A 26,567-nucleotide genomic window follows, 5' to 3' on the forward strand; every position below is an offset into this window, starting at 1 on the left:
GTCGGAAAATAGTTAGTCCTTTTGTATCTCTAAAACCTTCCCAATATATGCTCACGGTCAAAAGTTTTTTCATGGAAATGCTGGGAGAAAACACCTATCTTCTCCACGATGAAACGAAGCAAGCCGTACTCATCGACTGCGGTGTGCTCCATCCTCAAGAAAAACAAGCCATAACCGACTATGTAACTGCCCACCAACTGCAAATCACTCAAGCGTGGCAAACACATGGTCACTTTGATCATATCTTTGGTTGCCAATGGGCATACGAGACTTTCGGAGTATCTCCCATACTCCACCCTGCCGACGAGCACAGATATCTGCATGCGGGTGAAGAACTTCAGCTTTTCTTGCATCAACGTGTGGAGATTCCTGTTCCCTCCTTGGCAGCATATTTAGCAGATGGCCAGATGTTGTCATTCGGCAACCATGATTTTGAAGTGATAGCCACACCTGGCCACACACCTGGTGGCGTATGTTTCTACTGCGCTTCGGAGAAAGTACTGATAACAGGGGACAGCTTGTTTGAAGGTAGCATTGGGCGCTGTGATTTGCCAGAAGGCGACATGGACACTTTGGTACAATCGCTTCAAACTCGTGTGATGACTTTGCCCGATGATGTCCGCATTTATCCAGGACATGGCAGAAGTTCTACCATCGGTCACGAACGAACCAGCAACCCCTACCTCATTTCCTAATCAATTCTTTGCTTATGCGTCTTTCACGTTTCCTTCTTCTTTTCGGATTTCTCAGCCTCACTTTGGCGATGAGCGCTCAGCAACGTAAGAACAATGCACGCACAGTGCGCAACTCTCCTGTCACGCCCACCAAACCCACAGTAGATGTGCATCATCTGATTGAAGTTTATGATTGGGCTAAGGCGAGTGCCGCCCTTCAATCCCTAGTGCAAAGCACAAAGGAGGCTTCCGCGAAAGATTCTCTCCAATCACTCCTAAGAAGTGTGCGCCGTGCCGAAGAAATGATGGCTACGACTCAGCAAATTGTCTTTATAGATAGTGTGGTGGTGGATAAATCAAAATTACTTTCTGCCATTAAGATGAGTGAAGAAGCAGGAAAACTGCTCCCCTCAGCCCAGGTCTTTCCTCATCGCAACAATGCAACACTGTGGTCTAACGCAACTTTTGTCAATCCACTCGCAAGCACTGCCATCTTTGCTGCACCCTATGGTCACAACCAGAGCTTACAGTCTGTGTTTCGTACTGGAAATGGGTGGACACCTGCCGCACCCTTAGCTGGTATCGACAGTACTTTCAACGCGCCAGACTACCCTTTTCTCCTTTCAGATGGCACTACGCTCTATTTCAGTGCAAAAGGTGCCGAATCCATTGGCGGATATGACATCTTCGTGACGCGTTACAATCCCGACACGCGACAATATGTCAAACCTACGAATGTGGGCATGCCCTTCAATTCTCCTGCCAATGAATACCTCTATGCGGTAGACCCTACCATGGGTATTGGATTATTGGCTACAGATCGCCGTCAACCTGAAGGCAAAGTCTGCATTTATTCCTTCCTTGTCCCCAGCGAGCGCAAGGACTATGATAGTGAGCGACTCTCCTCTGCCGAGTTGCGCCAGTTTGCTCAGGTTTCTTCCATCGCCCAAACGCAAATAGGTCAAACCGCTTCGATTAAAACGGTACAGCAACGTAAGGCGCAGCAAAAGCAACAGCTCAATGCAAGCTCTACTTCCCTTTTTCGTTTCGTGGTGAACGATAACAAAGTATATCACTCAGCAGATGATTTCACCAATAAGGAGGCGCGTGCCCTTGTTCCTCAATGGTTCAAGGCTCACCAACAACGCACCGCGCTTCAACAACAATGCGACGCTGCAGAGTTGGCGTATGCTCGCCAACGCACTCAGAAAAACGAGCAACAACTAGCGGTGGTGAAGCAACAACTTAGCGCTATCACAGCCCATGAAAAGGCTTTGGCTCAACAAATAAGACAACTAGAATTGGCACAATAGGCGGTGTATTTGCCCAAAGTGGGCAAAACTCTACGTGTCCTATCGCAATAGTCATAAGAAAACCTCATTCTATAAACCATTTATATCATGGACAACACTTATTTCCCCGAATCTGAACTCATCATCAACCCAGATGGTTCCATCTTTCACCTACATCTCCGCCCAGAACAACTAGCCGACAAAATAATTCTCGTAGGCGATCCTGGTCGTGTGGCTTTGGTGGCTTCTCACTTTGAAGAAAAGGAATGTGAAGTGGAGAGCCGCGAATTCAAAACTGTGACAGGCACCTACAAAGGTAAGCGCATCACAGTGCTTTCTACGGGCATCGGCTGTGATAACATTGACATTGTGGTCAACGAACTAGACGCACTAGCCAATATCGACTTTGCAACACGCCACGAAAAGCCCTACTTCCGTCAATTAGAATTGGTGCGCATTGGCACTTGTGGGGGATTGCAACCACACACTCCCGAGGGTACTTTCATAGCTTCCCAGAAAAGCCTTGGTTTCGATGGACTCCTCAACTTTTATGCTGGACGCAATGAAGCGTGTGACCTAGAGTTTGAGAAAGCCTTCCTCGCGCACATGCAATGGCAAGGCAATCAATGCATTGCTCACCCATATTGCGTAGATAATGATGCAGAACTGCTCGACCGCATCGGACAAACCGACATGGTTCGCGGAGTAACTATCGCTTGTGGTGGATTTTTCGGACCTCAAGGCAGAAGACTTCGTGTGCCACTCGCCGACCCCACTGCGAATGATAAGATTATGGCATTCAAACATGGTGACCTCTGCTTCACCAACTTTGAGATGGAGAGCAGCGCCCTCGCAGGTCTATCCAAACTCATGGGACATAAAGCCATGACTTGCTGCATGGTCATCGCTAATCGCGTGGCAGGCAAAGCTAATCCCAACTACAAAAACAGCATCGACACGCTGATTTCTCTCGTTCTCGACCGTATTTAATCCTCCACCTTCCTCGAGTGTTGCAAGTAGCTTCGCAGATAATCATTCACCTTGCCTAAGCATTGTTGCTAACTTCATCTATTTTGAAGAATAGTCTCTTACAAATCTCTCGAGGTAGCGCAAGTTCTTAAGCCTTTCTACTCTATTTTTCGCCAATCGTAGTGCAAAGAGGAGCCAAAATCTAAGATTATGGCAGAAAAAACTGCGATAAACCGCAAGATTTGTGCTCAATTCTTCGGTTTTATGCTGTACAGCATAAAAAATTATTTGGAAGTATAAGGCAAAACTCCGAACTTTGCAATCGTTATCCGTACGGTTCGTTCCTTCTAGAACGGACCACTTCTAACATTTTGTTAGAATTCAAAACGACGCGCCAGTGGGCGCGTCGTTTCTTGTTTATAGATCCATCAAATAACATCCCTTCATCGCTATCCACTCTTTGAGGTTCCACTTGGATAACCTCGTAAATTTGTTTCTGGAATTGTTAATTGTCAGCCACAAAAAAAGCAAGAGTTTCCTTCCATCTAGCACAACACTGTGAGGCTACTAATGGATGAAACTCTTGCTCATCAAGTACAGTATTCCGTTCTTTGGTTAAAACCTTCAATATTCAACAAGAAATCAGAGGAATTCTTCCTATGATTTGTTCTCAAACTTGGGAGTTTGTCACATTTTCGTCGGAGATAATTTCAAAAACGTCGGAGATAATTTCAAAAACGTCGGAGAAAATCTCAAAAACGTCGGAGAAAATCTCAAAAACGTCGGAGATAATTTAGAAAATGTCGGAGAAAATGGTGCCAAACTATGAGAGTTACGCGAAATCTCATTCAATGGAGTGAAAGATCTTGCCTGAGAATCGCGTATATAGCCCATGAGAGAGAATGAAACTCGTAGACACGTTAAAATGTCGTGCTTAGAGTGTAAAGTTTTCTCAATGAAACGGAATTGTAAGCTTTGTAATAAGGGAAACACATTCCTATTGCAAGCACATTAGAACATTCGTTTTTGTCCTTGTGCGTTGATATAGATTTGTCCTGCTTGCGGTTGCTCCACACGTTGTCCTTGAACGTTGAACCAGACGTTGGGACGAACCGTTGGACGCAAGGGAGAAAGATGTGTGATTACATCCGTTTCATCACGCACCACATACTTTCCTCCGCGCTGTTCGGTGGTGATTACGAAATAGCAATCGCCTGTGATCTCAGTGACATCGACAGATTGTGGCGACCCATTTTCGCTAGAAAAGACCACATTCACGAAATAATCCTTGGAAGTAACGTCAAAGGTCTGGTAATACCAGGTATATCCTTTGACTTCTTTCGTGTCCGTGATGACTTTACCAGGCCAATTACCATTCATATTGTTGTTGCCCTTGTTGTTCCAAGCGTGGAAATTGAGCGAAGTCCAGTTGTTTTCGTTACGCACATAAATGGTTGCTGTATGCTCTACAAAAGGACGAATGGTATAGGTGCGCGATACCACATTGGAAACTTCCCCTTCTGCAGAAAGAACACCCACTTGCAACGTAGCATCTTGAGTGATGCTGATGTTTCCATCAGCGGGTACACGCAAAGATTGAGCAGTAGGAACAGTGCCATCAGTGGTATAGACTAGCGTTTGTTTACTTTCTGACACACTGGTTACCTTTGCAGTAAACGCAGCTTCGTATTCTCCCGAAGGTTTATCCAACAAGAGAGCATTAGTACTGCGAGAAAGGAAATAAGTATAGTGCTGACCGCTGAGCACCTTGACATATTGTGTTGCGTCGGGTGCATAGTTTTCAGCCTCATCGCCTAGAACACAGAGCAAAGTGCCTTTGGTGCCCGCCACCGAAACGACATATTGTTTGGGTTCACGCGACACGATGGTTGGAACAGATGTGTTTACCACACCGGCTGCACGACGCACCTCAATCATTGCCTTAATAGCCTGCTTATGGTCGAGCCAATGACGATAGAACACACAAGGAGTGCCTGGCATTGCCAAAAGATAAGCATTGGCAGCTAGGGTGTCTTTCTTGATCGGATCGAGTGGTTCGCTAGCACTGCGCGTTTGCGTGTCATGATTCTCCACAAAAGTCACAGCATATTGGCGGAATTGGCGAGAATTGATGAGAGGGGCATTACTACCATTCTCAAGTTTACTCCAGTCTCCGCTATTAGCAGCATCACGCACGGTGTAGCGGAAGGGAAAATCAAAGACTGCAGACTGCGGTACGTTGTTGACTTTGGTACCATTGACCCAAAGTTTGGTGGCAGTACTATTGTCCCAATACTCTCCCACACTGAATTGTGGTTGAGCTGCTTGGTTATATTGAGCCACATACTCAGGAGCAAAGCCTTTGACCATATCGTAGCGGAACCCTGTATAGCCTAGGTCTTCAAGAAGAAACTTGAGATAAGCATTGTAGTTGTTGCGCACATTGTCACTTTTGTGGTCTATGTCGCGACATCCAGGCCAACCTTCGCCCGTGTCTTTGTTGCTACTCAAGGTCTGACCATGGCTTGCTGCCCACGTTTCCGTCTGACCACCATCGTCGTCGCCTACGATATCGCTAGACAACATCTGATAATTTACACCTTTGTAGGTCTCTTTAGGATAATCGGTCCACGCACCGTTCACACCGAGATTGTTGCGATGGTTGATGACAACATCGGCTATGATGCCAGTGCCTTTCGCCTTGTAGGTCTTAATCATCGAACGCAATTCAGCTTCAGTGCCGAATGAACTGTTTTGATTAAAAAGATAGACGGGAAGATAACCCATCACATTATCGTTCGTATTGCAGTTTCCACTTTGGGGCACCCAGATAAGTTGAAAGTAAGGCGCAATTTCGCTGCTTTGGGCTTCGAGCTTTGTCCAACGCGAATCGTTGAACGAGTCCCAATAAAAGCCCTGTAGCATGACCCCTTCATAGGCAGTGGGCCAACCTTGTGCTTGAGATTGAAGAGAAACTCCAGCAGAAAGAGCGAGGAGAAGTAGAGATTTCTTCATACGTATGTAAAAATGATTGGGGACACAGCGGAAATGTGAGATCAAAAGTCCATTCGTCTGTCATGCCCGCCTAGTGATATTTTAGAAAATAGAGCGGATGTGCCGCAAAAGACACATCCGCTCATAGGAAATGCTGTAGGAGTCGAGCTCCTGCAGTGCTAGAGACAGGACAAAGGTTGGGATACATTCTGCTATAAAACGTAAGGCAACGATTGTCCTCTGTGCTTATTTCGCAGTGAGAGTGGCATAAATGCCACGACCATTGAGTTGTTCGAGATAGAGACGAACGACATAAGTGCCAGCATCGGCCTTGAGGTTTGCACCGCCGAAAGTAAGATTGTTCAACGAACCACCGAGATTGATGTCCCATCCTCCGTTGAAGCGGAACTTAAATTCGCCAGCTGACTGGAATTTTACTTCTGCTTTGTAGCAACCTTCTGCAGCATTGTAAGTGAGCTCACTGTCGCCACCCCAACTATTGAAGCCACCTATCATACCCACCTTAGAGATTGCCACAGGAGCAAGAGTTTGCTTAGTGGCATCTTTGAGATCAGCACGTAGGTAATAGAGTCCTGCAGCAGGAGATACAATGTTCTGTTGCGCATCTGCATCAAAGTCACCATCAAGCAAAGCGAAACTATTTGCCCCAAGGTCAACAATCTCATTACGATAAGTATATGTGAGACGGAAAGGAGAGCTAATGCGAGCAAAACCTTGATAGAATCCATCAAAGTCAATAGTTGAGAGGTTAGCCACTGCTACTCCCTTGATACGAACACCCATATACTCAGAGTAGTTAGGAGCAGTAAGAGTGAAGCGAACGGCTGTTTCTCCATCAAAACGATAAGACTCATCGTTGATGTTGGCTAATGCTACTACACTGGCATTGAGCTTTCTTTGGCGAGGTGCCTTACCATAATACGAACGAACGGCTGTCTGGAGTTCCTCAAGAGAAACATTACCTAAAGAGTCAGCAGTAAGGACTGTGGCCTTCTGATCGCCAGACAATCCTTCAGCTGGAGTGAGGGTGATTTGATAAGAAAAAGCAGATCGAGGCGCACCTGTCACTGTAGACTTAAGTACTGTGACCGTAGGGTTAGGTCCTTGAACATCTAGCCCATTCATATCAATCGCCTTGACACTATCAATGGTGGCCGTAATGCTCTTCGACTCACCTTGGGCGTGAGTTTGAGGAGAAGCCCAGTCTGTATAATCTTCAGTACATGCTACGACGAGGGTCGTCATCGCAAGTCCTAGGAATAGAGGTTTCAACATAAGAATTAAGTGTTAGAAAGTAAATACCTTTATGCCCTCCTAAATACTTTCCCATAAAAGGAAAGCATTTAGACTAGGGACATAGGGAGATTCGATAACGATTATTGGGCTATTTGTTGGATGAAGTTGTATTGTCCTGTGAGGTCGTTGAAGTAAACCTTGTAGGTTCCCTTATTGAGCTTCATGTTTGGACCACCCTTGGTGGCTACACCATAGGGAAGCACTGTGGCAGAACCCCAACTTAGATCCCATTTCGCGTTAGCGCGGAACTTAACTTCAGAAGCATTCTCCAGCTTAAGTTCAGCAGTCCATACGTGGTTCTTAGCGTTGGCAGCAGTAGATGCAGCAGTCATGACAACGTCATTATCCCAACCATTGAACTCACCCACAATACCGATACTACCCTTTTCGCTTTCATCGATTTCAGTTGCTTCGGTCATCGTGAAGGTGTGCTTCACATTGTCAATGACAATGGTGTAATAACCAGCCTTAGGCGCTGTGACGTTGGGACCATCATCACCACCATCACGATAACGTGCAGTACCAGGAGTGCCTTCTACACCAACGTAAGCATAATCCCAGGCAAAGCTTTTACCATCTGCACTGTACTTGGGAGAGAATACCTTAAACTCTGCCTTGTCAGCAAAATAACCAGTATAGCTTACACTTCCTAAGCCTGTCTTCTTGTCGTAGTTAGCGTTAGCGATGGGGAAGAAAGGAAGAAGTCCCTTGCCGGCATCTGCAACATTATTGCTCCAAGACCCGGCAACATCTTGACCTACAATGTAGTTGAGCGCAACAGGAGCGTCACTCAATTCAATGTAGTAAGGAGCGACTTGCACCTTCACAACATTTGAGGCTATGCTTACGGAACCGTCTTCAACGGGGTTATTAGTTCCTGCGAAATGTGCATAGACACGGACGTGCAAAGTGAGTTTCTCAGGCATCGCTGACTCATTTTCCCACGCATAGAGCGTGTTCAAAGCCTTGTCAAGCGCTTCTGCATTGACGTCTACAGCAGTGCTGTAGTACTTTTCTTCGAGTTCGATGTAGTCTGCAACCGTTTTACCGGTCTTATCAGCAGCTGCTTCTGCCACAGAAGCATTGAATTTACCATCTTTAGAAACTTGGATAGCATAAAATCCAACACCAGCAAGGGGTGCTCCCTTGTCAGTCACATTGGGCTGAGACCAAGTGAGGCTTACATGCTTAGACGCGCGCAAGTCAAGCAGTTGGTTAGCATAAACCGGAGTGTTAAGTACGAACTCGGTGGGTTGTACCAAGGTAGGATTGGAATCCCTATCATCAGCGCAGGCGGTGAAGAGACTAGTGGCAGTGAAAAGCACGAGTCCCATAGTGAATATCTTGTTCATATCAGTGATGTGCTTGAAGGATTAATAACCATGATTCTGCTTGAGATTCGAGTTAGTGTTGATTTCAGTGTTAGGCAAAGGGAAGAGGTTCATGTCCTTGCTGAAGTTTGCACCAGTGGCTACGCCACTCTTCCAAGCCCAATTGTAATTGTTGTTACCACCGAAACGGTCAAAACGAATGAGGTCTGTGCGACGACGACCCTCAAAGTAAAACTCGCGAGACCATTCGTCCAAAATTTCTATGAGCGAATAGCTAGTAAGCTGACTAGCCTTTGCACGAGCACGAACCTTGTTGATTGCAGCTGTACCCTCAGAACTTGTGGTGCCTCCGTTCAAACGCGCATCGGCTTCACCATAAGTGAGATATGCCTCAGCAGCACGCATGAAGAAGAAGTCAGCGTCGGGGAAGAGGGTGTTCTTAGTCTTTGCACCATCTGTGCGATAGTTGTTGAATTTCGTCACGCTATAACCTTGTTTGAACTTTGTGGGTTCAGCAATCTTGAGCGTACGATCCTTACCCCAGAAAAGAGCGCGGTTGTCACCAGCAGCTTGTTGCATGTCGGCTGTTGTCACTTCTGGTGCATTTCCTTGTGGGAAGAACTTAGCTACGAGCTCGGGACGCGCACGATGGCCTTCCCATTTACCAGTTGTGTTGTTGCCAGATATGAACTGTGCATCGTTCATGTCATCATTGAACGCACCAGCCATGAGGAAGAGTGAAGTACCATAAGACGTGGTTTTCTCACCATCTTGCAGGAGGGCAAGGACAGCTTCTTCAGAAGCACCGTTGCTACCATTGTCTGCCATGAAGAGTTGTTGGTAAGCCGTCCAACCATTCACAGTCTTTCCAGTGTGGAGTTTATATGAAGAGTCCATGACCTTCTTAGCATATTCCTTAGCCTTAGCCCATTCTGCCTTACCAGTATAAACTTCAGCATTGAGATAGAGACGAGAGAGAAGCAACCATGCAGCCGCCTTATCGGCTCTACCATAACCTTCTTCAGTGTCCTTCTCGGGTTTTGCAGCTGCCATGTTTTGTTCAGCAGCGAGCAACTCTGATTCAATCCACTTGTAAAGATCAGCACGGCTCATCTGTGCAGGCTTATCCGAACCCACAGTGGTGCGGAAACCAATGTTTCCCCAACCATCCATGAGATAGTAATAATAGAGCGCGCGGAGGAAGCGTACTTCGGCAGTCATCGTTGCGTCATAGTTTGAAGCAACTTCCAAATAGTGGTTGCACATGGTAACACCAAAGAACAGACGATAGTAGAAGCCACGCAAGAAGGGATGCTCAGAGTTCCACTGGTTTTTATTGAGAGGTTGCACACCTTCGTCACCCCAAGCACTGATTGCTTCGTCAGCGGTAAGTTCTTGAGAATTGAAGAGTTGGCGCAAGAAACCAGAAGTACCACCATCGATACCATCAATGTCTGAATCGCCATTGGCACCTCCATTACCAGCTACAGCCATATTGGCGTAACACTTATTGAAGAGGTTCTGAGGATTGACGGTCATATTGGTGCTAGGGTCAATGGGCTTCACGTCCAAATCACCTACGCAGGAAGTAAGTCCCAAACTGAGCGCAACTGCTGCAACAGGAAGGAGGGATTTAATATATAGTTTCATATGACTATGCTATGTGAAGAGTTAGAAATTGAGCGACACACCAGCCAAGATGCTGAAAGGACGAGGATAAACGTTGTTGTCGATTCCGCCAAACACATCGGGATCTAAGCCTTTATACTTGGTGAGTGTGAAGACGTTGCTAGCAGTAACGTAGAGACGACCATTGATTCCTTCGTAACGCGCTCCTTTGAGGAGGTTCTCAAATGAGTAACCAAGGGTGATATTCTCCATGCGGAGGAATGAACCATTCTGAACAAAGCGATCAGAGAACACATTGTCATCAGTAGCCCAGCGAGGTTGGAGACTATAAACGGGACGGTTGCTCAAGAAACCCTTACTAAACACTGTGGAAACATTGGCAGAACGGGCCTCAAGATCGTTGTAAACGTAGTTATCAAGGGAAGCACGCAAGCTAAATCCGAAGTCCCATTGCTTATATTGTACCTTGGAGGTGAAACCTGCAGTCCAAGGAGCCATAGGATTCTTATAGAAATACTTGTCGGCATTGTTAATCTTGCCATCTCCGTTGCGGTCTACATAGACACCTTCGAGGGGTACACCATTCTTGTCATAGACTTGCTGATAAACGAAGAAGCTACTAGCAGGATGTCCGACAGCATGTGCTTGAATGTTACCACCAGTACCAGCTGAAATACCACCAGTAGGCACATAATAGCTTTCTCCTGTACCACCAACTAGCTCAGTAATTTCATTTTTGTTGTAAGTGGCATTGAAACCCAGCTCCCAGAATAAATCTTCCTTGGAGATAGCCTTCCAGTTAAGAGCAAGTTCCACACCAGTGTTTGTAAGCGAACCGATATTACTCGTCACACGGTTCTTAAAATTGGAACCAGCTGGCACGTCAACCGTATTGATGAGGTCGGTAGTCTTACGATAGTAGTAATCGAGACTACCATACAGGCGTTGATTCCAGAATCCAAAGTCAAAACCTGCATTATAGGTGGTTGTAGTCTCCCAAGTGAGTTGTGGGTTGTAAGCGTTAGGACGGTCTATGTTGCCAGTACCTACGAGAGGATAGTAAGAGTCGGCAACTAAGTTTGTGTTGTAAGAAGCAAAGTAGTTGTAGTCACCGATGCCTTCTTGTTGACCTGTCTGACCATAACCCAAACGCAACTTCAAATCACTGAGCCATTCAGCCTTCTTAAGGAACTTTTCGTTGTTGATTTTCCAGCCAAATGCAAAAGATGGGAACATTGCCCAGTGCTTTTCAAAGCGGCTTGAACCATCATAGCGGAAAGTTGCTGTGAAGAGGTAGCGGTCGAGGAGAGCATAGTTGGCACGTCCAAAGAAACTTACGAGATAATTCTCTGTCTTCCAGTTTCCTACTTTCTCTTGATAAGGGGTACCACGCAGGCCAGCATTGTTGTTGGTTTCAGGATATACTCCAGAACCATAGCTCTTTCCTTTACGATAGAAGTGTTGCCACTCATAACCTGCCATGATGTCGAAGTGGTGCACCTCATCGAAGGTCTTATTATATTGTGCATAGGCATTGTAGGAGAGGTTGTATTTGTCAATCTTCTCCCAACCATTGTAGCCATAGTAAGTATTTGTGCCTGAAGCAGGGTTCACCTCTGTGTCTTGGCGACCACCAGATATGTCAGCACCCATGTTCATGTGCAAACGCAAGTCTTCAAAGCCATGCACTTGATAGTCTAACTCCATGTTGCCGACAAAAGCGTGAGACTTTGCCACATCATTCTTCAAATCGAGCATCGAAACAGGGTTAGCTGTTGCGAGATCAATCTTTGTTTCTGGCCATTGGCTATCACCAAGCACGCTACCATTTTGCAACCATTGGAAATAACCTCCAAAGTTTTTGTAGCGAGCATCGGATGAGCGCACCGGTTTTGTGGGGTCCATGCCAACTGCTGCACCTACGGCTCCGCCATCTGCGTAAGTTGTCTTCGCATACATATACTTCGCACTGAGATTCACCTTTAAGTGATCTTCAAGCAACGAGGGGTTTACGTTCAAACTAGCAGTGTAACGGTCGAAATCTGAGGTGCGGAGGATACCTTCTTGGTTGGTTGCACCTAAGCTTGCGCGGAATGGCACATTTTTGATGCTACCTGTTACAGTGACATTGTTATCAAACGACAAAGCAGTTTGATAGATCTCTTTTTGCCAATCGGTGTTGTAGAACTTTTGCTCGTTGTTCTCGGTCACCCCAAGGGCTTTGTATGCATCAGAGTCCTCGCCGTAGTAACTTTTGACAAAGTCTACAAATTGGTCGCCAGTCATTACTTCTTGCGTCTTGTGCTTTTGACTGAGGGTAACACTACCATTATAGCTCACCTTCGCACGAGAGCCCTTACGACCTTTCTTCGTGGTGATGATGATGACACCATTGGAACCACGGCTACCATAGATAGCAGTTGCAGAAGCATCTTTAAGCACAGTGAAGCTCTCAATGTCGGCAGGGTTCACCATAGAGAGGGGGTTGGAAAGACCTTTCACACCTTGGTTGTCCATGGCCAAACCATCAATCACAATCAGCGGGTCATTGGAAGCATTCAAAGAAGAACCACCACGGATGCGAATAGTTGCACCTGCACCAGGAGTTCCGCTGCTTGTGGTCACATTGACACCCGCGATTTTACCTTGAATCATATCTTGAGCGTTGACAACAACACCCTTATTTTTCTCATCTGGCTTGATGGCAGTCACAGAACCGGTCATGTCGTTCTTCTTTGCAACACCATAACCGATGACAACCGCTTCGTTCAGACTGTTTTCTATTTGCTTCAGTACGATGTCAAGAGGCTGGCCTTCCCATTTCACTTCGAAACTCTCATAGCCGATATAAGAGACACGGAGAATTTGCCCCTTCTTGACTCCTTTTACTGTGAAGTTACCTTCGGTGTCTACTGCTGCACCGTTGGCAGAACCTTTCACAATCACTGACGCACCAATGAGTGGTTCGCCGTTTGCGTCTTTCACAGTACCCTTGGCCACTGTAGACTGCTGCTGTTGCACTGCTACACTCTCTGAAGGAGTGTTAGCAGCGACCATAGCTCCTGAAGGAAGCGCCATCAACAGCGTCATAAGACTTACAGATTTAAATTGCTTATGCATATATGGTTTAGACTTTTAGTTTGAAAAACCTACTTTGTATTTTGGGCGAAGCGCACCTGCATAGCGGTGTCTGCGCCGAGATGTATCTTATTTGAACGCGATGCTCTGATGCTATTTGATAGAGATTGCAAAACCACCACCAACTCCTGCGACCAAATCTTTCAATACAGTCTTGTTGGTCACTTGTAGCTTCTTGATAGTATAGCTTTCTGGCTTCTTGTTCCAAGCTGTTCCTTTAGCATCTGCATAAATGGTGGCTTGATACTTCTTGCCAGGGGTGAGGAAATCTAGTGAAAGATTGGTCTTATAACCATGGTCGCCAGCTGTGCAACCCACATACCATTCATCTTTCCCTTTTGCCTTACGCGCTGTTAGCACATATTCTCCTGGTTCTGCAGCTAGATATAAGCTCTTGTCCCAATCAATTGCTACGTCTTTAATAAACTGAAATGCGTCGGGACGAGCTTCATAGTGCTCAATCACATCAGCTGCCATCTGAAGTGGACTATACAATGTGACATAGAGTGCCAACTGGCGAGCGAGGGTTGAACGTACGCGACTATTGTTGCTTGGATTCATCTTGGAGATATCCATGACGAAGATACCAGGTGTATAGTCCATAGGACCACCGATGCAGCGTGTAAATGGGAGAATCGTAGTGTGATTCACTTGATTACCACCAAAGGCTTCGTATTCAGTACCTCGTGCACTTTCGTTACCTATCAAGTTGGGATATGTGCGACAAAGACCTGTAGGACGAGTTGCTTCGTGAGCATTGACCATGATTTTATAGTCGGCTGCCTTTTTTACTGCGTAGAGATAGTGATTGTTCATCCACTGTCCATAGTGATGCTCACCACGAGGAACAATATCTCCCACGTAACCACTCTTGACAGCATCATAACCATTGTCCACCATAAATTGGTACGCCTGGTCTAAGTGTCGCTCATAATTGCGAACTGACGAAGAGGTTTCGTGATGCATTATAAGCTTCACTCCCTTTTCCTTAGCATAACGATTGAGTTCTTTGACATCAAAATCAGGATAGGGTGTAACGAAATCAAAGACATAATCTTTTTGATGTCCAAACCAATCTTCCCAACCTTCGTTCCAACCTTCCACCAGCACTGCATCTAATCCATGTTTTTCCGCAAAATCAATGTATCGCTTCACATTAGCCGTGTTGGCAGAATGCTTACCATTAGAAGGAAGTTTGGAATAATCAGTCTCACCCAGCTTAACACTCGCCACAGCATCTGTATATGCCCATTTGCCACGTCCGGTAATCATATCCCACCACACTCCGACGTATTTTACAGGATGTATCCACGAAGTGTCCTCAATCTTCGAAGGTTCGTTGAGGTTAAGGGTTATTCTACTGGCGAGAATATCTGTTGCTTTTCGTCCTACGATGACAGTTCTCCAAGGAGAGGTCGTAGGTGTCTGGAGATATCCTTTGTCTCCACGAGCGTCAGGTGTGAGATGGCTTACGAAAGTGTTGTTGTTTTCTTGGTAAGTCAAGTGCATCGTGGGATAATCCACACACGCAGCCTCATGTATATTGAGATAAAGACCATCGTCCGTGCGCATTTGCAACGCGGTCTGCACCGTTGTGGGGCCTGCAGGTGTTGTAGAAGAGTTCTCAGTGATAGCAGACTTCATCTGCCCTCTAATACCAGACAGTTTAGTAGTTTGGTAATCAAATTCCTGAGTGTCGTAGTCACCAGCCACCCACCAAGCAGTGTGATTGCCGGTCATCGCAAATTCTGTCAATTCTTCCGCAACGACAAAATAGGTCAATTCCTTTTGGTCGGGGAATTCATAGCGAAAGCCAAGACCATCGTCGAATAAACGAAAGCGGATATTCAAATAACGATTGTTCTTGCTCTGTTTAAGTTGCACCAACAACTCGTTATAGTGATTGCGAATGCTACTCTCCTCGCCCCACACTGGCTTCCACGTTTCGTCAAAGCTGTTGTTTTCAAACTTGACAAGGCTAAAATCGCTAAAGAAGTCGGCTTTGCGATCAGCATCTTTATCAGTGGCGCGTGAAGGCTTCCAATCAAAATCTGTACTCTTGTCACCTTTCTCTTTTTTTAGTTGATATCCCAAATGAGAAGGTGCAACAATAGTCTTGCCCTCCATAGAGAGTACATACGTGGGACGGCCCTTTTCGATGCTAAATGAAAGTTCCATTTTCCCATCGGGAGAGGTTACTTTCTGAGCCATCATGGAGAGTACGGAACTCATAATGGCAGCGGAAACAAGAAATCTCTTCATGCGAATAACGTATCTGTATATTATTTGTATATTTAAATCTAAGAAGAGGAGCAATTCTAAGAAATGTAGCTCTTCATTTGCGGAAAACCTGTTACACAGCTCAAGACTGATAAACTGCAATTTCGCTATGTCTACAACGCAAATTTACACATTTAACCGAAACAAATCGCATGTATCAGAAAAAATATAGGATATCCAAAAGACTACTACGAACTATCTTTCTGATTTTCTACATCTTACAAAATATACTACTAGAGATTAATATAGATAACAACAAGGACTTTATAGTCAATATTAAGCGAAAGAAAGGCCGTTAAGAGAGCTTTTTATCAAACCCACCTTACAAATTTGAGTAGATGATAGACTTTTTTGCATTGCGCATGGATACATAAAGAAAACACCAAATCAGAAATAGTATATACACATTTCACACATAATAAAATTGCATAGTATATTACGCGAAATTACGAGAAAAAAACTAGAAAATGAGATTGTAATTTATCTCTTTCTCCTTACCAAACACAAACATTCTCATCGAACTTATAGTTTCCTATAAATCGAACTTGTAGTTTCCTATGAAAATAAGAAGAGAAAGCTAAGAACGAAACAGAAAAACTTTCGTTCCTTCACCAAACAACTCTGCGAAGCACGACTACCTGTACTTCATCTTCTTTGGAATGCCGGAGATTAAAAGCAAAGGAGGCATACATCCTCTTTACTGAATTCCGACTCTAGCCACCCTACTTCAGTCATTTTTACGAAGATGTCCACGAAAACAACTCCCCCTTTCCCTACTCTAGTGAACGCTCACATAAGAGATGGTACAAAAGTACCGAGAGAGAAGCATTTATAGGCAGAAAAGTTAGAGATTTCTCTGACAATCTGCACCTTAATTTCGAACTATGACATATATTTATATGAAGTACAAAATCGCTTCTTCAGCGAGCTATCCTGTTTTTTCCATAAAAAAGTGAGAAATCTCGTTGTTATGTCGAGAGAAATAGGTAAATTTGCACGCAATTTAATTTCATTCACCGCCTTATGACTGCCAATTTTATTGCCGACAAAATTGTCATGGATGGTCTCACCTACGATGACGTCCTTCTCATCCCAGCTTATTCTGAAGTTCTCCCACGAACCGTATCACTCAGCACGAAGTTTTCGCGAAACATTGAACTTCAAATCCCCTTTGTCACCGCTGCCATGGACACGGTGACCGAAGCTCCTATGGCTATTGCCATTGCTCGCGAAGGAGGTATCGGAGTTATTCACAAGAACATGTCAATTGAGGACCAAGCTCGCCAAGTAGCCATCGTGAAACGTGCCGAAAATGGCATGATTTACGACCCTATCACCATCAAACGTGGCAAGACAGTGCGTGAAGCCCTCGATTTAATGGCTGAATATCACATTGGCGGTATTCCTGTCGTAGACGATAACATGCACCTTGTAGGCATCGTCACCAACCGCGACTTGCGCTTTGAGCACAATCTCGACAAGGCCATCGATGAAGTCATGACTTCTGAGAACCTCGTTACGACAAACACCACGACTGACTTGGTAGCTGCGAGTGAAATTCTCCAACAGAATAAGATTGAAAAACTCCCAGTTATCGATGCTAATGGCAAATTAGTAGGTCTCATCACTTACAAGGACATCACAAAAGCTAAAGACAAGCCCATGGCCTGCAAAGACGCCAAAGGTCGTCTACGTGTTGCAGCTGGCGTAGGTGTGACCGCAGACACGATGGAACGCATCGACGCGCTTGTTGCTGCAGGTGCTGATGCCATTGTCATTGACACTGCTCACGGGCACTCTAAGGGTGTGGTAGACAAACTCAAAGAAGCAAAGGCTAAGTATCCAGAAGTAGACTTCGTAGTTGGTAATATCGCAACTGGTGAAGCTGCAAAGATGCTAGTAGAAGCAGGCGCAGACGCAGTGAAAGTTGGCATCGGACCTGGCTCCATTTGCACCACTCGTGTAGTAGCTGGTGTGGGAGTACCACAACTTTCAGCCGTATATGACGTTGCAAAGGCATTGGAAGGCACAGGTATCCCCCTCATTGCCGACGGTGGATTGCGCTATTCAGGCGATGTTGTCAAAGCTCTTGCAGCTGGTGGTCACAGTGTAATGATTGGTTCTTTGGTAGCCGGTTGTGAAGAAAGCCCAGGTGAAACAGTAATCTTCAACGGCCGTAAATTCAAGACCTATCGCGGTATGGGTTCTTTGGAAGCTATGGAAAATGGCTCTAAGGATCGCTACTTCCAAGGCGGAGTAGACAACGTGAAAAAGCTTGTTCCCGAAGGCATCGCAGGACGTGTTCCTTACAAGGGTGGCGTACAGGAAGTAATTTACCAGCTTGTTGGTGGTCTTCGCTCCGGTATGGGCTACTGCGGTGCTGCGACAATTGAGTTGCTCCACAACGCGAAGTTTACTCGCATCACCAATGCAGGTGTACAAGAAAGCCATCCTCACGATATTACAATCACAAGCGAGGCACCCAACTATTCACGTAGCGAATAAGCGCTTATGTCATTCTTTTAGTTTATCAGCTTATTACCTCACAATAAACAGATTAAAAGCGATAAACTATCGAAATGATATAACAAAACAAAGCCGACCAGAAAGGGTCTTTGGGAGCTTCTCGCTCCTAAAGACCTTTCACGGCATAAAATGACAACTTGTTTTGCTCACACTCTAATAGACCCTTACATGGGAAATTTGTAAAAAACTTTGGACTCTCAACTCCTAAACCTTACTTATTTCCTTATAGCATACAGCTTCTTTGAGCAATTTCTTTGTGTTCTTATGAAACATCTCCTTGTCTTCTTTTGGATGCTCTGCTCCACCCTCTCTTTGGTGGCACAATCTTTGGGCAATACTGTGCTAGCCACTATCGATGGCAAGCCCATTTCGCGCGATGAATTTATGTATGCCTACCAAAAGAACAAGGCACTTAGTGGTCAAAAATCACTGACTCCTCAAGAGTATCTCAACCTCTACATTAACTACCAGCTCAAAGTTGCTGATGCTTTAGCCATGGGGTTGGATACGACAAAGACTTTTCGCCGAGAATTCCAACTCTATCGTGACCAACAACTGTCTAAAAAGTTGGTCAATCCCTCTTTTATTGACTCTACAGCTAGAGCAATCTATCAAAAAGAAGCTCAACAACTTAATGGTAAAGACCTCATTGAAGTCTCACATATTCTATTGAATGTGCCCTCCACCGCTACAGCTGCGCAACGCGACAAGGTGGCTCAACGCGCAGACAGTCTTTACCAAGCAGTATTAGCAGGTGCCGACTTCGCAGAATTAGCACGCCGCTACAGCGAAGACAAAGGAACAGCACAAAATGGTGGCCAACTACCTACGCTTTATCCTGGCATGACAGTGCTTCCCTTTGAAGAGGCTGCCTACAGCTTACAGCCCAAGCAAATGAGTCGCCCTGTGCTATCTCCGTTTGGTTACCACCTTATCCTCATGCGCAACAGACATCCTTTGCCAGCTTTTGAACAGGTTTATCCTTCTTTACTACAATATCTCAGAGAAAACAACGTTGAAGAAGCAGCGGCACAACAAACTCTCACTGCACTACAAACCCAAACGGGACAGTCACGCACTAGCATCATGGATAGTCTCGCGCGCAACTTGACGGCTAACGACATACAACTAACCTATCTCATCCAAGAATACCACGATGGTCTGCTTGTCTATGAAGTTTCTAAACGCAATGTTTGGGATGCCGCAGAAAAAGATAGAGCAGCCCTAGAAGAAATCTTTAAGCGCAATCGCAAATCTCTGAAATGGGAGAAACCACGCTTTGTGGGTTACATCGTAGGTGCGCAAAATAAGAAACTCGCGAAGCGTGCTAGAAAGCTTTTACTCAAAGGAATTCCTGCAGATATGGACATTCGCGAATTCCTCCATGCACCTTTCAACAAAGACAGTGTGGTGGTGGCAGCCAAAGGTCGCTATATCGTGCAAAAAGGAGAGAATAGCACCATCGACCACTTAGCGTTTGGAGTTAAAACCTCCAAAGTCTATCTGCTCCACGACGACATGCCAGTTACGATGCTTGCAGGACGTATAGAGAAACGCCCAAAATCTTTTGAAGATGCGCGCAGCGAAGTGCTTGAAATTCGTCAAAAACAATTGGAAGAAGCGTGGTTACAGCAACTTAGAAGCTCACATCGCGTGACCATCAACCAAGAAGTACTCAAGTCCATTCCAATGGCACGATAAACCAGAGGGACTTTTACGCAACCCCTTCCCATAGCGTGACGCAATTGAAGGTGCTGTGCTGAAAATCCGTTATGATATGAATCCCTATAGACCACATTTCTGCTCTCCTATAGCCATTAGTATTTTGTTGCAATGGCATTACTTTGCAGAACATGCGGTAGTTTCCATAAATACTCCCCAACAAGATATCCAATATGAACAAACGCTTCGCTATATTTGCAGCTGGATTTCTCCTTCTCGGTGCAACCTTTGCCCAAATTCGTCAAAAGAACATTGTAGACGAAGTGATTTGGGTGGTGGGAGATAATCCAATTCTCCTCTCAGACGTAGAAGACTATCGCGTCAATGCCGAAGCAGAGGGGCAGGTTTTCAAAGATCCTTACGCACAAATCCCCGAACAGATTGCTATTCAAAAGCTCTTTCTCCACCAAGCCGAACTAGATTCTGTGGAAGTAAGCGATGCAGACGTTATTGCGTACGCTGATGCTTTGCTTGCAGAAAACGTGAGAAAAGCTGGTTCGAAGGAGACTCTTGAGGCTATTATGCACAAGAGCTATGCACAAATACGCCAACGCTACATACAACAGACGCGCGAACAGCAACTCATGGACGGAGTGCGCAGAAAGCTCACCAGCAACATCAAGGTGACTCCTGCCGAAGTTCGCGATTATTTCTCCAAAATCCCCAAGGATAGTTTGCCTACTGTCCCCACGGAAGTTGAGGTACAAATCATCACCCAACAACCCAAAGTGGACAGAGAAGAGGTTGAACGCATCGAAGACCTTCTCAATGGCTATGCCAAACGTGTCAACGATGGAGAGGACTTTGCACGCCTTGCCCGCATGTATTCACAAGATGGTAGTGCGCGCAATGGTGGTGAATTGGGGCTCAGCGGTCGCAATCAATGGGTAAAACCCTTTGCCGATGTGGCTTTTTCTCTCAATGACCCCAAGAAAGTGTCGAAGATTGTCAAGACTGAGTTTGGTTATCACATCATTCAACTCATTGAAAAGCGTGGAGACAAGGTGAATGCGCGTCACATTCTGCTCAAGCCCGAGATTAAATCAGAAGAAGTGGAACGTTGCCTCTCGCGCTTAGACTCTATCGGCACGGACATCCGCGACCAAAAGTTCACATTCGAGGATGCTGCTCGCCAACTTTCTGACGACAAAGATACGAGAAACAACCACGGTCTTATGGTGCAAATGAATCCCATGCAACGTGAGATTCAAGCTCGCTTTGAGATGAAAGACCTTCCCCAAGAGGTAGCGAAGGTGGTAGATACGCTCAAAGTAGGACAAGTGTCCAATGCTTTCACCATGATTGACCCTAAGACCGGTCAAGAAGTTTGTGCTATTGTAAAACTTCGCAGTCGTATTGAAAGCCACCCTGCTAATGCTACCGAAGACTTCCAAACTTTGCGCAATGTATACCTCAATCGTCGCAAACAAGAAGTTATTCAAAAATGGATTGCCGATAAGATTAAATCCACTTACACTCGCATTAGTCCGGAATGGCGCAACCACCAATTTGAATACTCTGGCTGGATTAAGTAGATTTCAGACTGCTTTGCAAAGCCACCTATCGTAGGGCTCTTTGCAGAAATACTTATCTCTAGAAACTTCTATCCTAGCTAGTTCCCCAATACGTTCTAGACTTCTTCTCTATATTTTGAAGCATTTCTTCCCCTTTCGACGATCATTTCTGTTTGCAGTAGGTTTACTTTTCGTATGCCTACTGCAAGCCTATGCGCTCACTATGATGCCCAGTCGCAAACGTGCGAAGCCTCGCGACGAACGCATCCAGATTCACCATGCCGACGTCCTATTTCGTGACGTAGCTGTCACAGGTGATGGCCAGGTGCTCAAAGGAAATGTGCTACTCTCTCACAATGGCATGCGTCTTACTTGTGACAGTGCCGTGTTTTATGAAGCGTCAAATTCTTTTATGGCGTATGGTAAAGTGAAGTTCCGCCAAGGAGACACGCTTTCCCTAAAGGGAGACTCTTTGTATTATGACGGTACTTCACAATTTGCTCGCGTGTTTCGCAACGTAGAAATGCGACATCATAAAATGACGCTCTACACGGAGTTGCTCAACTACGACCGCATCAAAGGCAGTGGCTTCTACGACACTGGTGGAAAAATCATAGATGGCAAAACTGTACTCACGTCACAAAAAGGAGAATACTTCACAGATAAGCGTGACGCACAGTTTAATGAAGATGTACTTCTGATTAACAACAAGAAAGACAGCCTTCTTACCAACGATTTACACTACGACACCCGCAGCAAATGGGCACACGCCACTGGCCCCACGAACCTTTACAGCGGGGGAAGCCACATCTACACCATAGATGGCGAATATAATACGAAGACAGAGCGTGCCCGACTCACCCAACGTCCACAACTCTTCAACAAAGGTCGCAAGTTGGTGGGTGACAGTATTAGTTACGATAAGAACCGTGGCTATTCTGAAGCATTTCGCAACATTGTTTTCATCGATTCGGTAGACATCAATAATAAGAATATTCTCCAAGGGGATTATGGCTATTATGATGAGCCCAAAGGCGAAGCAATGGTGACTCAGCGTGCACTTGGCAAGAACTTTTCACGAGGTGCTGACACCCTCTTCGTTCACGCCGACACCCTCCGTCTTTACTCCTACAATCTTAAGACCGACTCGGCTTATCGCGTGATGCACGCCTACCCTCATGTGCGCTCCTACCGCACAGACGTCCAAGCAGTCTGCGACTCTCTCGTCTTCAATTCAAAGGTCAATATACTTTCTCTCTATCGCGACCCCATAGCATGGAGTGACGACCGGCAAATTTTGGGAGAAGAAATCAATGTCTTCACCAACGACTCTACCATAGACTCCATCTATGTGGAGCGCCAAGCCTTGATAGTGCAATCTCTTCCAGATAGTGCACTCTTCAATCAAGTAGCAGGCAACTTGATGCAAGCATTTTTTCGCAATGGCGACATCTATCAGACACGCGTTGATGGAAATGCCATCCTCGTAAACTTTCCGATGGAGAAAGACTCTACGTTTCTCTATCAGAACTATTGCGAAGCGGCTAAGCTCCGCGTGGATGTACGCGACAAGAAGATGCAACGTTTTTGGGCCGGTCCCAATCCTATAGCCAAAACTTATCCTATTGGCATGGCACCGCCCGAGCATAGTCGTCTATCAAACTTTGCATGGTTTGCTCACATTCGCCCCACAGGGCCAGACGACCTATTTGAGTGGCGTCCGAAAAGTGCAGCAACGCGCCTGAAAGAAATGCCCAGACGCCATGCTCCACTTCAAACTTTACAATCGTCCTCTACCTCTGCTCCCGCTGATGCTACCACATTACCTACAGACACTAGCACTAGCATAACGCAAACTTCTGATTCTAATCAAGTAGAAACAAAGGGCTCCCGAAAAGTCACAAACGATAGCGCTGCTTCTACAGAAGGTAACAGCGGAACTCAAGTTGAAACCTCCAAGACAGCAGGCACAGGCACAAACAAAACTTCAAAGACTGCGACTAGCACCAACGCTGCAACCAGTCAAACCACCAAGTCCACAGCACGCAAAACGCGCAAATAGTTCATTCTCATCAAGAGATGACGATGAAATGTTGCGCATCGTTTTATCTCCAAAGCTTTTCCCTCCACAAACGCTCTGATTTCCTATGCCAGATATCATACATCTCCTCCCCGACTCGGTTGCCAACCAGATTGCAGCAGGCGAAGTGATTCAGCGCCCGGCGTCGCTAATCAAGGAGTTAGTAGAAAACAGCATTGATGCTGGAGCAGACCGCATCCAAGTCATCGTGACCGATGCGGGCAAAACTTGTGTGCAAGTCATTGACAATGGTAAAGGGATGAGCGAGACAGACGCAAGACTCTCTTTTGAGCGTCATGCCACCTCCAAAATTCGTCAAGCCGACGACCTCTTCTCACTCAAAACTATGGGCTTTCGTGGAGAAGCTCTGGCATCTATCGCTGCAGTAGCACAAGTGGAACTACGCACACGCACTGCAGAAGACGAACTTGGGGTAAGCATCCAGATTGAGGGTTCCAAGGTGATTAACCAAGAAGTTATCGCTTGCCCCGTAGGTGCCAACTTCTCCATCAAGAACCTCTTCTTCAATATTCCTGCTCGTCGCAAATTTTTGAAGAGTAACCACACCGAACTCTCCAATATCGTAGCTGAGTTTGAGCGCATAGCTCTGGCACATCCCGAATTGACCTTCCAGCTTCACACACCAGACGCCGTACTTCTTGACTTACCATCGGGCAACTTTCGTCAACGCATCGTCAACATCTTCGGGCGTAATACCGACAAACACCTGATACCCCTTAAGGTGGAAACACCTATGGTTTCAATTGTCGGCTTTGTGGGAAGTCCAGAAAGCAGCAAGAAAAAGGGAGCACGTCAGTTCTTCTTTGTCAATGGTCGCTACATGCGTCATCCCTACTTTGCCAAAGCTGTACAGAACGCCTATGAACGTCTCATTCCCGACGGAGATCAAGTTCAGTTTTTCCTACAAATGGTGGTAGACCCTGCACGCATTGACGTGAACATTCACCCAACAAAGACCGAAATCAAGTTTGAAGACGAACAAGCCATTTGGCAAATTCTTCGAGCAGCCGTGAGAGAGTCGTTGGGGAAATTCAACGCCATTCCCACCATCGACTTTGAAGTAGGTGATCCCCTCGACCTCCCCGTCTTTCAAAGTGGAGATTTTTCGGAAATCCAAGAACCTTCTATCTCCATCGATCAAGATTTTAATCCCTTCCTAGCGGGAAATGCTGGTGACATCTCCACCTTCTCGGCAGCACAAGCTGAAAAAAACTCCCCTGCTTCCGTAGTAAACAGCTTTACATCCATGTCTGCCAGCCACAGTACTACGAGTGGATCAGGTAGCGCAACTTCACGTACAACATCTGCTCGCGGATGGGAAGAAGCCTTTTCCGCTTCGCAAGACAATTTCTCCACTCCTTCGTTCGGACAACCAGCAACAGCGTCCTCACAAAGCGCCCCTTTTCAGTGGGAAAGTTCGACAGAAGCGGAAGTACAGCCGACGCTCTATAGCCAACTAGGAGAAAGTGCACAACAAAATTGGGAAATTGCCACACAAGACTTCTTGCAGTATAAAGGTCGCTATCTACTTTCCCCTAGCAACGAAGGACTTCTCATCATCGATCAACATCGAGCGCACATGCGCATCCTATTTGATGAATATGTCAACCAAATAACCAAGCACACTCATGCGGCACAAGGCTTGCTCTTTCCGCAAATCATCGAGGTCGCTCCGAATCAACTCGCCATTATTCAGACGATTGAAAAGGAGCTCAACAATATCGGTTTTGACCTTTCCTATTTGGGTAACAACAGTTACTCGGTCTTGAGTGCTCCCGCTGGTATTGATGGCATTGACCCTGTGATACTTTTACAGAGTATCCTGGACGATGCACAGCAACACGACATCGCAGTTCACGAAGAAGTGGTAAATAGCATCGCCCTCTCTATGGCCCGAAAGTCAGCACTACCAATAGGCCAATTGCTTAGCACAGACGAAATGCGCGACCTTGCTACGAAGCTTTTCCAAAGTAGCGAGCCTTCATTTGCTCCTGATGGAAAAACCATCTTCCAAATCGTACCGCACCGCCTACTCACTCAGAAGTTGGAATAAAACAATCCTTATGTCTGTCCACGAAACACAGACGCTTCGAGCGAGAATGCGCAAATATTAATTTCCACTTCCCTACTCTCTCAAAACAAACTCTTATGAGTGACGGAAATTTCAATCGCAGCATGCTCCCCAGCAATAATTTTCAGAGTGGAGTTCGCGCTGGTCAAGCGCGTATGCAGCAATTTGCTCTAGAAGCTCTAGCCACAACGCTGCAACAACACCCTGAATGTCTTTCTCAACCTGCTGCGGCAGAACAAATACTCTCCGCATTTCGACAACTTCTTCAGCAGAAAAGCTAAACAGCACCAGGAGTTTTCAACTATGCTTCGACAAACCTTGAAGTTTATCAACTTCAGGCTCGTCTCCACTACGCGACCACCCTAAGTGGTAGGTCGCTTTTTTTGTGCTTTGTCCAATCAAGAATGCACCACTCAGCTATTGTAGCTGTGTGGTCTCAAGCCTTACCAGCTCTGCTTGCGAGAATGAGAGCACAAACAAGAAGAAAAGAACGAGCAATTAAGAAAACTATACAATACTTCAACGTGATTTTAACACGCCAATCGAAGCGTACTAAAGTCTCTTCGTCTATACCCCCATTCTCAAGCTGTGATTTCACACCAAAACTCCATTATAATGACATTGGAATAGTGGTTAAAGGCAATTTTCTACTTGCATCTTGCTGTTTTGTGCCCTTGTCAGAGAAAAACTCTTGGAAAATTCAGCTAGAATCTTCCCACGTTTTTGAAAAAATGTCCGAGAAAAATTCCAAAATGTCCGACATTCTAGAATTTTGCTAGGAGAAGTTCAGCCAATCCGTACAACGTATTTCATAGAAAACTCCTAGTTTTAGAAAAACTCGTGTAGATATTGCCATTCATAATTAACACTTCCCAGCTGCATACACAATACATAAAAACATGAAAACGAATATATACGTAAAAAAGGGAAATAAACGTGTCTTTAATCAAGAACAAATGCTTAACTTTGCAGTATAGATTACCAGCAGTTTCACTGCTAATTTATAATT

At 45.6% G+C, this 26,567-nt stretch carries 15 protein-coding genes; 9 read left to right on the top strand and 6 right to left on the bottom strand.

The annotated features are described in order from the left end of the window. Positions 1-47 precede the first annotated feature (47 nt). The 3 genes from BQ2633_RS02200 to BQ2633_RS02210 all read left to right on the top strand — a co-directional run bounded on the left by BQ2633_RS02200 (position 48) and on the right by BQ2633_RS02210 (position 2,956). Complete coding sequence (locus BQ2633_RS02200; RefSeq protein ID WP_075564822.1) at positions 48-695, top strand: MBL fold metallo-hydrolase; 648 nt, start codon at positions 48-50, stop codon at positions 693-695. A 14-nt stretch (positions 696-709) separates the two neighbouring features. Continuing rightward, the gene (locus BQ2633_RS02205) at positions 710-1,987 is read left to right on the top strand and encodes a hypothetical protein (protein WP_075564823.1); all 1,278 of its coding nucleotides are present in this window, start codon (positions 710-712) and stop codon (positions 1,985-1,987) included. 87 nt (positions 1,988-2,074) lie between these two features. Then, on the top strand, positions 2,075-2,956 hold the full coding sequence (locus tag BQ2633_RS02210; RefSeq protein ID WP_075564824.1) for a nucleoside phosphorylase: 882 nt from the start codon (positions 2,075-2,077) through the stop codon (positions 2,954-2,956). Positions 2,957-3,946: 990 nt separating this feature from the next. Here BQ2633_RS02210 and BQ2633_RS02215 read toward each other — a convergent pair. The 6 genes from BQ2633_RS02215 to BQ2633_RS02240 all read right to left on the bottom strand — a co-directional run bounded on the left by BQ2633_RS02215 (position 3,947) and on the right by BQ2633_RS02240 (position 15,606). After that, complete coding sequence (locus BQ2633_RS02215; RefSeq protein ID WP_075564825.1) at positions 3,947-5,950, bottom strand: alpha-amylase family glycosyl hydrolase; 2,004 nt, start codon at positions 5,948-5,950, stop codon at positions 3,947-3,949. Between the two features lie 225 nt (positions 5,951-6,175). Then, positions 6,176-7,225 carry an Outer membrane protein SusF domain-containing protein gene (locus BQ2633_RS02220; RefSeq protein WP_075564826.1) on the bottom strand — a complete coding sequence of 350 codons (1,050 nt, stop codon included), beginning with the start codon at positions 7,223-7,225 and terminating at the stop codon, positions 6,176-6,178. A 101-nt stretch (positions 7,226-7,326) separates the two neighbouring features. Then, complete coding sequence (locus tag BQ2633_RS02225; protein ID WP_075564827.1) at positions 7,327-8,598, bottom strand: cadherin repeat domain-containing protein; 1,272 nt, start codon at positions 8,596-8,598, stop codon at positions 7,327-7,329. A 21-nt stretch (positions 8,599-8,619) separates the two neighbouring features. Beyond that, positions 8,620-10,227 carry a RagB/SusD family nutrient uptake outer membrane protein gene (locus BQ2633_RS02230; RefSeq protein WP_075564828.1) on the bottom strand — a complete coding sequence of 536 codons (1,608 nt, stop codon included), beginning with the start codon at positions 10,225-10,227 and terminating at the stop codon, positions 8,620-8,622. A 21-nt stretch (positions 10,228-10,248) separates the two neighbouring features. Further along, entirely contained in the window at positions 10,249-13,326 is a 3,078-nt protein-coding gene (locus BQ2633_RS02235; protein ID WP_075564829.1) for a SusC/RagA family TonB-linked outer membrane protein, read from the bottom strand. 111 nt (positions 13,327-13,437) lie between these two features. Continuing rightward, entirely contained in the window at positions 13,438-15,606 is a 2,169-nt protein-coding gene (locus BQ2633_RS02240; RefSeq protein ID WP_083233903.1) for a glycoside hydrolase family 97 protein, read from the bottom strand. A 1,041-nt stretch (positions 15,607-16,647) separates the two neighbouring features. Here BQ2633_RS02240 and guaB point away from each other — a divergent pair. The 6 genes from guaB (at position 16,648) to BQ2633_RS02270 (ending at position 25,839) form a co-directional block, all read left to right on the top strand. Continuing rightward, positions 16,648-18,129: an IMP dehydrogenase gene (gene guaB / locus BQ2633_RS02245; protein ID WP_075564830.1), complete on the top strand. Its 1,482-nt coding sequence runs from the start codon at positions 16,648-16,650 to the stop codon at positions 18,127-18,129. Positions 18,130-18,414: 285 nt separating this feature from the next. After that, positions 18,415-19,851, top strand: a complete 1,437-nt coding sequence (locus BQ2633_RS02250) for a peptidylprolyl isomerase (RefSeq protein ID WP_075564831.1) — start codon at positions 18,415-18,417, stop codon at positions 19,849-19,851. A 194-nt stretch (positions 19,852-20,045) separates the two neighbouring features. Next, complete coding sequence (locus tag BQ2633_RS02255; protein WP_075564832.1) at positions 20,046-21,407, top strand: peptidylprolyl isomerase; 1,362 nt, start codon at positions 20,046-20,048, stop codon at positions 21,405-21,407. 202 nt (positions 21,408-21,609) lie between these two features. Beyond that, the gene (locus BQ2633_RS02260) at positions 21,610-23,448 is read left to right on the top strand and encodes an OstA-like protein (RefSeq protein ID WP_075564833.1); all 1,839 of its coding nucleotides are present in this window, start codon (positions 21,610-21,612) and stop codon (positions 23,446-23,448) included. Positions 23,449-23,533: 85 nt separating this feature from the next. After that, positions 23,534-25,540, top strand: a complete 2,007-nt coding sequence (gene mutL / locus BQ2633_RS02265) for a DNA mismatch repair endonuclease MutL (protein ID WP_075564834.1) — start codon at positions 23,534-23,536, stop codon at positions 25,538-25,540. 95 nt (positions 25,541-25,635) lie between these two features. Next, entirely contained in the window at positions 25,636-25,839 is a 204-nt protein-coding gene (locus BQ2633_RS02270) for a hypothetical protein (RefSeq protein WP_075564835.1), read from the top strand. Positions 25,840-26,567: the final 728 nt, after the last annotated feature.

This window comes from Ihuprevotella massiliensis, assembly GCA_900095835.1.
Classification (GTDB): domain Bacteria; phylum Bacteroidota; class Bacteroidia; order Bacteroidales; family Bacteroidaceae; genus Alloprevotella; species Alloprevotella massiliensis.

Coding starts and splice junctions, on each gene's coding strand:
- BQ2633_RS02200 (WP_075564822.1), top strand. CDS start 48: ATGCTCACGGTCAAAAGTTTTTTCATGGAAATGCTGGGAGAAAACACC.
- BQ2633_RS02205 (WP_075564823.1), top strand. CDS start 710: ATGCGTCTTTCACGTTTCCTTCTTCTTTTCGGATTTCTCAGCCTCACT.
- BQ2633_RS02210 (WP_075564824.1), top strand. CDS start 2,075: ATGGACAACACTTATTTCCCCGAATCTGAACTCATCATCAACCCAGAT.
- BQ2633_RS02215 (WP_075564825.1), bottom strand. CDS start 5,950: ATGAAGAAATCTCTACTTCTCCTCGCTCTTTCTGCTGGAGTTTCTCTT.
- BQ2633_RS02220 (WP_075564826.1), bottom strand. CDS start 7,225: ATGTTGAAACCTCTATTCCTAGGACTTGCGATGACGACCCTCGTCGTA.
- BQ2633_RS02225 (WP_075564827.1), bottom strand. CDS start 8,598: ATGAACAAGATATTCACTATGGGACTCGTGCTTTTCACTGCCACTAGT.
- BQ2633_RS02230 (WP_075564828.1), bottom strand. CDS start 10,227: ATGAAACTATATATTAAATCCCTCCTTCCTGTTGCAGCAGTTGCGCTC.
- BQ2633_RS02235 (WP_075564829.1), bottom strand. CDS start 13,326: ATGCATAAGCAATTTAAATCTGTAAGTCTTATGACGCTGTTGATGGCG.
- BQ2633_RS02240 (WP_083233903.1), bottom strand. CDS start 15,606: ATGAAGAGATTTCTTGTTTCCGCTGCCATTATGAGTTCCGTACTCTCC.
- guaB (WP_075564830.1), top strand. CDS start 16,648: ATGACTGCCAATTTTATTGCCGACAAAATTGTCATGGATGGTCTCACC.
- BQ2633_RS02250 (WP_075564831.1), top strand. CDS start 18,415: ATGAAACATCTCCTTGTCTTCTTTTGGATGCTCTGCTCCACCCTCTCT.
- BQ2633_RS02255 (WP_075564832.1), top strand. CDS start 20,046: ATGAACAAACGCTTCGCTATATTTGCAGCTGGATTTCTCCTTCTCGGT.
- BQ2633_RS02260 (WP_075564833.1), top strand. CDS start 21,610: ATGATGCCCAGTCGCAAACGTGCGAAGCCTCGCGACGAACGCATCCAG.
- mutL (WP_075564834.1), top strand. CDS start 23,534: ATGCCAGATATCATACATCTCCTCCCCGACTCGGTTGCCAACCAGATT.
- BQ2633_RS02270 (WP_075564835.1), top strand. CDS start 25,636: ATGAGTGACGGAAATTTCAATCGCAGCATGCTCCCCAGCAATAATTTT.